This window comes from Lacisediminimonas sp. (assembly GCF_030645335.1).
Classification (GTDB): domain Bacteria; phylum Pseudomonadota; class Gammaproteobacteria; order Burkholderiales; family Burkholderiaceae_D; genus Lacisediminimonas.
The window spans coordinates 1-9,715 of the sequence record NZ_JAUSNH010000015.1 but is presented as its reverse complement, the minus strand read 5'-3'; the positions used below and the strand labels follow the sequence as shown (position 1 = coordinate 9,715).

The window sequence follows — 9,715 nt, the reverse complement described above, 5'->3', positions numbered from 1 at the left end:
ACCTCAGCGGTAATCTCCATTCCAAGGTTGCGGGCTATGGTCCACTTCCGCGGGTTCCCGAATTTTTTGCCAGACAGGCGCTCATCGGAAGAGATTATTTCTGTATCGCCATCTGCCTTTAAATTCTCGCGAAGCAGATTGATTCTCTTATCCATGGCGTCGATCTGGCTCTTGGGAAATGCACTGGCATGCAGGTCGGTTTTGAGAGAATCGATACGCTCGTCAAATTCTGTGTCCGCAAGACGATCCGCCGATTCTTTCATCGCCGCAGTGGGTCGGGGAACGCCGAAAAACGCAGCCATGCCGGAAACGTTGAATTGGCCGACCGTGGCGTTGCTCTTGTTTTTTTCACCCAGCGAATCATCGCAATCGATCAGAACAGCATGCCAATCATCATTCTCGTCCTTGTGCGAGAGGATATTCCTGCCATGGGCGTCAGCGGTATTGGCAAGATAGCCGAGCAGTTGTAGATCAAGCATCGATCTTCTATACGTTGGCGATGCATACTTCGCCTTCGACAGTTCGTTGCTTTGGCTTGCAGAAACGATTAGCACACCATTCACGTTCTTGATCGAGTGATAGCCGAATTTCTTGCATATCTGCTTGAATTTCTTCGGATCATCCAAAGATTTTTTATATTTGTAGAGCTTGTGGCTTTTCGGAAGCGCCTGATCGAGAATCATCTTCGGTGCATCCTCGCTGCCGGGAACCAGATCCATCATCAAGCCTGGCTTGCCATTGACGATCGCCACGAAAGCATCCCCAATCACACCATCTTTCCCAGAGCATCCGAGTGCTTGCCCTATCTTGACAGTCGAGATGTGCCGTAATTCAGGGAAATGCTTCTCATATTGAATACCCGCAATTTGGCCCGCGGGCGAGATTGCGTTCTCGTCTTTCTCATGAGAAGGGGTTGATGGCTTGAAAGCATAAAATTTTCCATCCACCTGTATCTTGTAGATCGTGTTGATCGCCCCCGAACCGATTACCGGCATGTCATCAGACGACACATTGATTGCCATGCGTGGATAAGTGAGCGAACTGTTGTCGAGGCCATATTCGGCCAGCATTTTATTAACGCCTTCTGTTTTGTTTTCCAGTTGAGCTTGCAGGAAATACGGGCCGAATTTGCATTCCTCTGCTGCCCGGCTTTTGCTGTAGCCCAAGGCGCGCATTGCGCAATAAACTTTGACGCGGCTGTCGTCATGCTTCAGATCCGGATTGGCTTTCGCTCCTTTCCAATGGGCGTAGGATGCGCCACTTTTTTCCGGGGGAAGGCCACGGCTTCGCTCGGCCGCCAATTTCGGGGGCAATCCGGCCTCACGCAAGACGCAATAGGTGAGGCGCTTTTTGTCGTCGACTGACGACGATTTCATGAACTCCTCTTGGGCATGGGGGGTACTTGATAAGCGTGCCGACCATGCATTTTTATCCGAGGACTGCTTTTTTTCAGGCTGGTCCTTTGCGGCTATTATTTTTGTTTTTTCCTGGGGTGTGTCCGGCGTAGCTGCGTCCCTGGAGAGGACGGCGCTTGTTTTTATAATTTGTTGTGACCGGATATGTTGAGGTTCTTTGCCCGTCGCACTTTTTATGGAAGTACGGGCAGCTCGATTATCGATTTTGCCCCTGGAGGCGTCATTCTTGATCTCGCTGGTCATTCGCTTCAACCGGGAAGGGCTGGGGATTTTGTGTCGTGTCGTCCTGTCCCTGATAGCCATGTTCCGTATCCTTCGCGAATATCTGATCGCACAGGCAGCCGATTTTTCGCCTGCCGCAAGCAGGGAACGCGGCAGTAGTGCCCAAGTCCGTTACCTCAGTAACAAAATTGGGCTATTTGTTCCATAAACGAACGAAGTGTTGTTAAACGGCCCGCGCATTGGCGGGGGGGGGCGTAAATTCAGCTTGCTCCATTTAGGCCCTGGCCACTGGTCACTCCACTTCATACCGCGCTGAACTCGCTTGGCCTGCAACGCAACGGCATCGATCGCCATACCGTGCCGCGCTTCACACGGGATCAGCGCAAGCAGGCGATCCGGCGCGCGATCCAGGCTTACCATGCGATGGGGACCACCAGCGTGTTCGAAGGGCATAGTTGCGCGCCCGAACTGATTTCAATCTACCGCGAAATGTGGGAGCGCGATGAGCTGAGCATGCGCATGGGCCTGGTGGTCAGTCCGGTGTGGCGCGACCTCGACGAGGCGCGGCGCATCATGCGCGACTGGTTGCCGCACGCCAGCGGCAACGGTTTCGGCGACGCGATGTTGCGCATCGCCGGCGTGTTCATCGCCTACGGCGGCGACGTCGCCGCGGCTGCCATGCAGCAGCACAATCATGCCGACGATCTCGGCTTCTGGAACAATGTGCGCCAGGCCAACGCGCCTTCGGATTTCGAAGAGCTGTGCCTGATCGCCGCGCGCAACAACTTGCGCGTGCATACCATCGCCATCCACCAGCTCGATGAGCTGGTTCCCGTGTTCGATCGGATTGACCGCCAGTTCCCGCTGGCCGGACGGCGCTGGACGCTGGAGCACATGAGCGTCACGCGCCTGGCCGACCTGGCGCGCTTGCGCGACTTCGGCATGGGCGTGACGCTGATCCCCGATTTTCATTTATGGAAAGTCGGCCACCAGCGCTTCCTGGACCTGGATGATGAAGCGGCGTCGCTGGTGGCGCCGGTGCGTGCCTTGCGCGAGCTCGGCGTGCCGGTCGGTGCCGGCACCGACGCCAGTCCCTACGATTCGATGGCGACCGTGCGCGCGATGGTGCTGCGGCGCGAACGCATCAGCGGCAAGACCATCGGTGAAGGCGGGCGACTAAGCGTGCCCGAGGCCCTGCAGGTCATGACCGCTGGCGGCGCCTGGTTCACAGGCGATGAACACCAGAAGGGCAGGCTGCGGCCCGGTTACCTGGCCGACTGCGTGGTGCTGGGACAGGGCCCGACAAGGACCGATCCGGAACGGCTGGAATCGCTAGAGCGGCTGGCGACCATCGTCGGCGGCAGGCTGGTGCACGGCGATTGGTAAAGCCAGGCGGCTGCATTGACTTGCGCCGCCGCCAGCATGTCATTGCTTGCCGGGATCAGCTCTTGCGGAAACGCGCATGGATATTGTTGTGCTTCCAGGTGCCGGCCTCGCTGAACTCATTGAGCTCCATCGATATCGCCAGCCCGCGTGTGGCGTAGACGCTGGCGAAATGTTCCTTGACCACCTCGAACAGCGGGTCGAACACGGCTTTTTTTTCGGCGTCGGTCCGGCCCCGTCCGATCTTTGCACTGACGTGGACAAAGGCGTCGTCCGCATTGCCGCCATCGGCGATGCACCAGTGCTGCAGTTCGATCGCGCGCGAGCGTATGCCGCCGGTCGGGAACATGCCGTCGTCCCGGATCAGCAGCGTATTGATTTTCTGGAGCAGCGCCGGCATGCGGGCTTGCTCGCCCAGGTTGGCAGTGTATTCAACAACAATATGCGGCATGTTCAGATCCGGTGGGAATGTGGGAAGGCGTCGTCGCCCGTCATTGTATTTTACTGGCTGCCGATGGTGCCGATTTCAGTGAGTACGACATCTGACTACTGCGCTTGCAGGCCGAACTGGCGCAATGCCAGCGCGCCCACCAGCCCGTACGGATTGCCCATCGTCTCCAGCACATCGAAGTGGTTGTAGCCTTCGGCCACCACGTACTCGACCGGTTTGCCAGCGGCAGCCAGTGCTTGTGCAAATTCGCGCGACTGACGCTGGAATTCGGGTGACTCTTCGGTGCCATGGACCACGATTGCCGGCGTGACAATGCGGTGCAGGTGCCGTTGCGAGCTCATCACCTGTTCCATCTGGTCGGTGAAATGCACATAATCGCCGCGCGCCGACAGTCGCACCGGCTGCATGTCGTACAGTCCGCTGACCAGCACCGCAGACGTCAGCAGGTCGGCAGCAAGGCCGTACTCGCCCGTCCAGTCCGTGGTCAGCGCGACTGCGGCCAGGTGCGCTCCGGACGAATGGCCCGACAGATGGATGCGGCCCGGATCGACCCGCAGTTCCTGTGCGTTCCGGGCCAGCCAGGCAATCGCTGCGCGCACCTGTGCCGCCATCGGGAACAGGTCGCCGCCAGTATCGTCGACCGAGATGAATTCGAGTGCTGCGAAATGCGCGCCGGCGTTGACGAACGGCTCGGCCAGGAACTCGTAGTTGCGCACGCTGCGGGCGTGCCATGCACCGCCATGCACATAGATCACCAGCGGCGCCGGCCCGCTGGCCCCGCGCGCGGGAAAGAAATCGATATGCTCGATATCAGTCGGCCCGTAGGCAAGCCGCCGTGGCCCGCCGAGTCGCGACCGGGTGCGCACGCTGGCGCGGACAAAGCGCAGCGACACTTGTTCCATGTTTGGCGCCCACACCGTCTGGTCGTAGGCTGCATCGAGTTCGGCTTGCGTGTAACTGAGGAAAACCGTGGCTTGTTGCGACATCTGGACTCCATCATTTCATTGGTATCGATGCATCCTCGCACATTCTGCGGGTTGACGAAGTCCATGCCGGCCTCGATGGCAATAACACGGATATTTTCAGCATGGTGCGGCATTGCCCGGCGCCAGGCAAGGTGCACCAACACGCGCGCAGCCCGCACCGCTTTAGACGATTTTCTCTCCAAGTTGCGGGCTATTCCGGTTATCTTCATGGCACAGCATTTGCTGTCTCCAATGCCGGACAAGCCGTGCCAGAGATTGAACGCTCCACCCTGCACCGCTGGGTATGACACAGGCTGCGCCGGCCTTGTCCGCACATGAACAAGGACAATCCACAAGGGAGCAATATGACGAAGCGAATCGGGCGTCTGAATCGGCGCGTAGCGATGTTGGTATTCACGGCATTGGGACTGGCGGCCATCGTGCCCGTGGCAGGCGCGCAGCCGGCAGGAGACGCTGCGGTAAGGCTGATCGTTCCTTATCCGCCAGGAGGCACCACCGACATCATCGGCCGGATACTGGGGGAAAAGCTGGGCGATGCGCTCAAGCAGACCGTCATCACCGAAAACCGGCCCGGCGCCGGTGGCAATATTGGCGCCGCGCTGGTCGCGAAGTCGCGTCCGGATGGCAGCGCGCTCTTGGTCACCGCGGTGAGTACGCCCGCCATCGCGCATACTTTGTACAACAACCTGCAGTACGACTTGCGTCGCGACCTGGAGCCGGTCGCTGTCGTCGGTTCACTGCCATTCGTGCTGCTCGTCTCCAACAACATTCCCGCGAAAAGCACGGCGGAACTGTTGGCGTTGATCAGGAGCCGGCCTGGAAAATACAATTTCGGTTCAGCGGGCAATGGTACGACGGCGCACCTGGCCGGCGAACTGTTCAAGAGCATGGCGGGTATCCAGATCACCCACGTTCCGTACAAGGGAAATGGCCCGGCGCTGACGGACCTGATGGGCGGCCACCTGGACATGATGTTTGACTTCCTGCCGTCTGCGCTGCAATTGGTGAGCGCCGGCAAAGTGCGCGCAATTGCGGTGTCCTCGACGAAGCGATCATCGGCGCTGCCCAATGTGCCCACGCTGGCCGAGTCGGGCGTGCCGGGCTACGACGTGCTCAGCTATTTCGGCGTGATGGCGCCGTCACAAACGCCCAAGGCAACGATCGCGAAGCTCAATGCCGAGATCAATCGCATTTCCATGTCGCCTGAAAACCGCGCGCGCTATGCGAGGGAAGGCGTTGAGCCTGCCGCGGAATCGCCTGAATGGTACGCAAAGTATCTCGACTTCGAGATAACGCGCTGGGGCAAGGTGATCCGGGAAGCGGGCGTGAAGGCGCAGTGATTTTCGATTTTCAGGCGCTCTTGTATTTTTTTTCCAGGTACATTTGCCGGTCGGCCGCATCGACTAGTGCCTCGAAAGTAAAATCCATCTCGCTGTTGAGCTGGACCGTGCCGGCGCTGCAAGCCAGGTCGTATCCCAATGCGGCCTGGCGGTTGTGCGAGTGCAGCGTCTCGTAGAAGCGGCGCAGGGTGGTCGGCAGGTCGACCTCAGGCGTCCCGGACAGCATCACGGCAAATTCATCCCCGCCCAGGCGCGCCACCACATCCGACGCACGGAACGAACCCTGCAGCAGCTTGGCGAAGGCCTTGAGCGCCGCATCGCCTTCGGTATGCCCGAAACGATCGTTGATGCCCTTGAATCCGTCGAGGTCGAAAAATATCAGGCTGACCGGCTTGTGCAGCCGGTTGCACAATTCCATGACCTGCTTGCCCAGCGCAAAAAAGCCGCGGCGGTTGGTCAGTTGGGTCAGTTCATCCGTGTTGGCCAGCGCCAGCGCGCGCAATTCCTGCTGCACCATGGCGCCGAGGTCGGCCAGCATCTTGCGGTCGGCGGCAGAGAAGCGTCGCGGCTTGGTATCGATCAGGCAAAGCGTGCCAACGTGAAGCCCTTCGCCGGCATCGAGCGGGCAACCGGCGTAAAAGCGGACATGCGGCATTCCGGTGACCAGGGGATTGTCCTGGAAGCGCACATCCGCAGTGGCGTCTTCGACCACCATCAACTCGTCGCGCAGGATGGCATGGCCGCAGAAGGAAATATCACGGGTGGTCTCGGGGACATCCAGGCCGACGCAGGACTTGAACCATTGCCGGTTCTCATCAACCAGGCTGACCAGCGCGATGGGCACGTCGAACAGCCGGTTCGCGATGCGCGTGAGCCGGTCGAAGCGTTCTTCTGCTTCGGTATCCAGTATGCCCATTGCGTGCAGGCTCTGCAGGCGAGCGGCTTCATTCGGTGGCGTTTGCGGAGCGATCATGGCATAAACCCTCGGTAAGTAGTCTATTTTACCTGCTTGGCGAGGCCGGGGCGCAGGTCGGTACAGCTTGCGAAGATTGGCCGTGCGCGCCTTGCGCGGCTACTTCAGGTCGCGCAAGGGGGTCAGCAAATGCCGAAGGTCATTGTGGTCGAGCTCATACATCAATGCCAGCAAGCTGCCCAGCTCCCCGCGCGGAAAGCCTTCACGCGCAAACCACCCGAGGTAATGGCCCGGAAGGTCGGCAATCACCCGCCCCTTGTACTTCCCATAGGGCATTTTCAGCGTCACCAGGCCTTGCAGTTGTTCGAAGTTGGTGGTGTCCATATTCCTGCTCGCGTCGTGCGAGAAAGTGACAAAGTCCCGGATGCAGGTCGATCGTCGGCGGTTTGTCGCTGACACGCGTGGCTAACTGCTGTATGTTGGATTGGCGACAGGCAAAGCATGGGTTTGTCATCCTCAGGCCGTCAGCCGCGCATCTAACGGGACATTATATGGACATCAAATCCAATCAGCTCCTGAAAACTGCGCTCGAGCAGTCGTACAACGCTGTGGTGATCACCGGCCCGCTAGAGGGCGGAACCTTGATCGAGTACGCCAACCCGGCATTCTGCCGGATGACGGGTTATTCGCTGGATGAACTGGTCGGGCGCTCGCCGCGGTTGCTGCATGGCCCTGAAACCGATCTGCAGGTGATTGCCAATTTACGGAAATGCCTGGCGCAAGGGAATTTCTTCGAGGGCTCCACCATCAACTACAGGAAGGACAAAACGCTTTACTGGGTGCAGTGGAATATCTCGCCGGTCCGGGACGAGACCGGACTGGTGGTCAACTTTGTATCGATCCAGAAAGACATCACCAAACAGCGGCAGGAAGAGCATGAGCGCAAGTTGCTGGCGCGCGCACTCGACCAGGCCGGCGAACCCATCATGATCGCCGACTATCGGGGCACGATCCTGTTCGTCAATCGTGCGTTCGAAAGTGTTACCGGATTTTCTGCAGGCGATTTACGTGGCCGATCCCAGACCATTTTTGCCGATGAATTGCACGCACCGAATTTTCAGGTCGAAGTAGCCGCGGCGATGGCGCAGGCCGACGAGTTCCGGGGACGCACCGTGATTCGCCGGCGCGATGGTTCGCTGTGCTACATGGAGCTCACCTATTCCAGGATGATGGAGCCAGACGAGTCCAAGCCGTCTTACGTCTGTGTTGCCAAGGACATAACCGACCAGGTCCGGCTAGAAGAGACCTTGCTGGAAGCGGCCAACCAGGATCCGCTTACCGGCTTGCTCAGTCGCCGCGCAGGCGCTGTGGCGCTGACCAATCATTACCAGCAAGCGTGTGCGACCAATGCGTCGATGTACCTGGTGATTGCCGATATCGACCACTTCTAGCAGGTCAATGACCAGCACGGCCACCCGGTCGGTGACCAGGTGCTGGCCGGGGTCGCCAAGGTCTTGCGCACGCAAGTGCGCACCAACGATATCGTTGCCCGCTGGGGCGGCGAGGAGTTCCTGATCATCCTGCTGAACTGTTCGCTGGGCTCGGCCCAGGGCCTGGCCGAGCGAATTCGCGCCGGCGTGTCCTGTTTTGAGCTTGCCCCTGTCGGTGGCTTGACCATTTCACTCGGCCTGGCCGAAATGAAGCCCGGCGAATCCTTGAGCAAGCTCATAGAGCGCGCCGACCGCGCGCTCTATGAAGCAAAAAATGCCGGACGAAACAGGGTGCGCATCGCGGCCTGAGCCGGCAGCCGGGCATTTTTCCGCCAGGCACCCGGCATGGCCCGCTACGCAGCAGCGCCGCACCGGGCGCCGGCCAGCGTTAATTTTCCGGCACCAAGCGGATCAGCTGACCATCGGATTCATCGGTCAGCACATACAGCAACCCGTCTGGTCCCTGGCGCACGTCGCGGATGCGTTGCTTGAGGTTTTCCAGCAGTTTCTCTTCTTTCACGACCTGGTCGCCGCGCATTTCCAGGCGGGACAAATACTGGAATTTCAGCGCGCCGACAAACAGATTGCCGCGCCATGCCGGGCCATAGCGGTCGCTGCGCAGGAATGCCATGCCGGATGGCGCAATCGACGGTGTCCAGTAATACACCGGTTGTTCCATGCCAGGCCCGGCGCTGGCGCCATCGCCGACCTTGAGGCCGCTGTAGTGCACTCCGTAACTGATCAGCGGCCAGCCATAATTGCGTCCGGCCAAGGTCCGGTTGACTTCGTCGCCGCCGCGGGGGCCATGTTCGTTGGTCCATAGATTGCCATCGGGGCCGAGCGTGGCACCTTGCACGTTGCGGTGGCCGTAGCTCCATATCTCCGGCAATGCATTTGCATGCCGGCTGCGATCTGCAAATGGGTTGTCCGCCGGGATGCTGCCATTTTTGTTGATGCGCACCACTTTGCCGAGGTGCTTGTCGAGGCGCTGCGCATCCTGCATGCGGCTGAAGCGATCGCCAAGCGTCAGGAAAAGCGTGTCGCGCTGTTCGACGATGCGGCAGCCGAAGTGCGCACTACTGTTGACTTTGGGTTTCTGGCTGAAGATCACGGTAACTTGTTCCAGGCGCGCCGCATCGTCGGACAAGCGCGCCGCCGCCAGCGCGGTGGAGTTTCCGCCTTCACCTGGCTCGGTAAAGCAAAAATAAAGTCGGCGGTTATTGGCAAAGCCGGTGTCGGCAATCACGTCGAGCAAGCCGCCTTGCCCTCCGGACTCGATTTTTGGCAAGCCCTGTATTGGCGGGCCTATTCGCCCATCCGCCTGGACCAGGCGCAGGCGTCCTTCCCGTTCGGTCACCAGCATGCGCCCGCTGCCGATGAACGCCAGCGACCAGGGATGCGCCAGCCCCCGCACCAGTATTTCTGGCGTAACGCGTGTGGTTTGTGCGGATTGTGCGGATTGCGCAGAAGTCGGCGCGCTGGAAAAAATGGCGGATGCAAGCAAGCCGGCCAACG

Annotated in this window: 9 protein-coding genes and 1 pseudogene; 4 read left to right on the top strand and 6 right to left on the bottom strand. The window is 59.6% G+C overall.

All coding sequences use genetic code 11. From position 1 onward, the window contains the following. Positions 1–1,658: hypothetical protein (locus Q7T64_RS01240; protein ID WP_304789823.1), on the bottom strand; the 1,658-nt coding region annotated here is incomplete at its 3' end. 237 nt (positions 1,659–1,895) lie between these two features. Here Q7T64_RS01240 and Q7T64_RS01235 point away from each other — a divergent pair. After that, on the top strand, positions 1,896–3,023 hold the full coding sequence (locus Q7T64_RS01235) for an amidohydrolase family protein (RefSeq protein WP_370653234.1): 1,128 nt from the start codon (positions 1,896–1,898) through the stop codon (positions 3,021–3,023). A 55-nt stretch (positions 3,024–3,078) separates the two neighbouring features. On the opposite strand, the gene Q7T64_RS01230 is transcribed toward Q7T64_RS01235, so the two are convergent. Both Q7T64_RS01230 and Q7T64_RS01225 read right to left on the bottom strand, forming a co-directional pair. Next, a complete protein-coding gene (locus Q7T64_RS01230; protein WP_304789820.1) occupies positions 3,079–3,471 on the bottom strand; it encodes a 5-carboxymethyl-2-hydroxymuconate Delta-isomerase in 393 nt (130 codons plus the stop codon). A 95-nt stretch (positions 3,472–3,566) separates the two neighbouring features. Then, entirely contained in the window at positions 3,567–4,457 is an 891-nt protein-coding gene (locus tag Q7T64_RS01225) for an alpha/beta hydrolase (protein WP_304789817.1), read from the bottom strand. Positions 4,458–4,801: 344 nt separating this feature from the next. Here Q7T64_RS01225 and Q7T64_RS01220 point away from each other — a divergent pair, with 344 nt between their 5' ends. Further along, a complete protein-coding gene (locus Q7T64_RS01220; protein ID WP_304789812.1) occupies positions 4,802–5,797 on the top strand; it encodes a tripartite tricarboxylate transporter substrate binding protein in 996 nt (331 codons plus the stop codon). A gap of 10 nt (positions 5,798–5,807) precedes the next feature. Here Q7T64_RS01220 and Q7T64_RS01215 read toward each other — a convergent pair whose 3' ends face one another. Both Q7T64_RS01215 and Q7T64_RS01210 read right to left on the bottom strand, forming a co-directional pair. After that, the gene (locus tag Q7T64_RS01215; RefSeq protein ID WP_304789809.1) at positions 5,808–6,770 is read right to left on the bottom strand and encodes a diguanylate cyclase; all 963 of its coding nucleotides are present in this window, start codon (positions 6,768–6,770) and stop codon (positions 5,808–5,810) included. Positions 6,771–6,869: 99 nt separating this feature from the next. After that, positions 6,870–7,094 carry a DUF3820 family protein gene (locus Q7T64_RS01210; RefSeq protein WP_304789806.1) on the bottom strand — a complete coding sequence of 75 codons (225 nt, stop codon included), beginning with the start codon at positions 7,092–7,094 and terminating at the stop codon, positions 6,870–6,872. Between the two features lie 167 nt (positions 7,095–7,261). Here Q7T64_RS01210 and Q7T64_RS01205 point away from each other — a divergent pair, with 167 nt between their 5' ends. Together Q7T64_RS01205 and Q7T64_RS01200 are read left to right on the top strand one after the other, a co-directional pair. Next, positions 7,262–8,161: a PAS domain S-box protein gene (locus Q7T64_RS01205; protein ID WP_304789801.1), complete on the top strand. Its 900-nt coding sequence runs from the start codon at positions 7,262–7,264 to the stop codon at positions 8,159–8,161. 12 nt (positions 8,162–8,173) lie between these two features. Then, positions 8,174–8,509 (top strand): annotated as a pseudogene (locus Q7T64_RS01200) (GGDEF domain-containing protein); the annotation flags it as partial. 79 nt (positions 8,510–8,588) lie between these two features. On the opposite strand, the gene Q7T64_RS01195 reads toward Q7T64_RS01200, so the two are convergent. Then, positions 8,589–9,713, bottom strand: coding sequence for a PQQ-dependent sugar dehydrogenase (locus Q7T64_RS01195; RefSeq protein WP_370653233.1), 1,125 nt, complete (start codon positions 9,711–9,713; stop codon positions 8,589–8,591). Positions 9,714–9,715 lie beyond the last annotated feature (2 nt).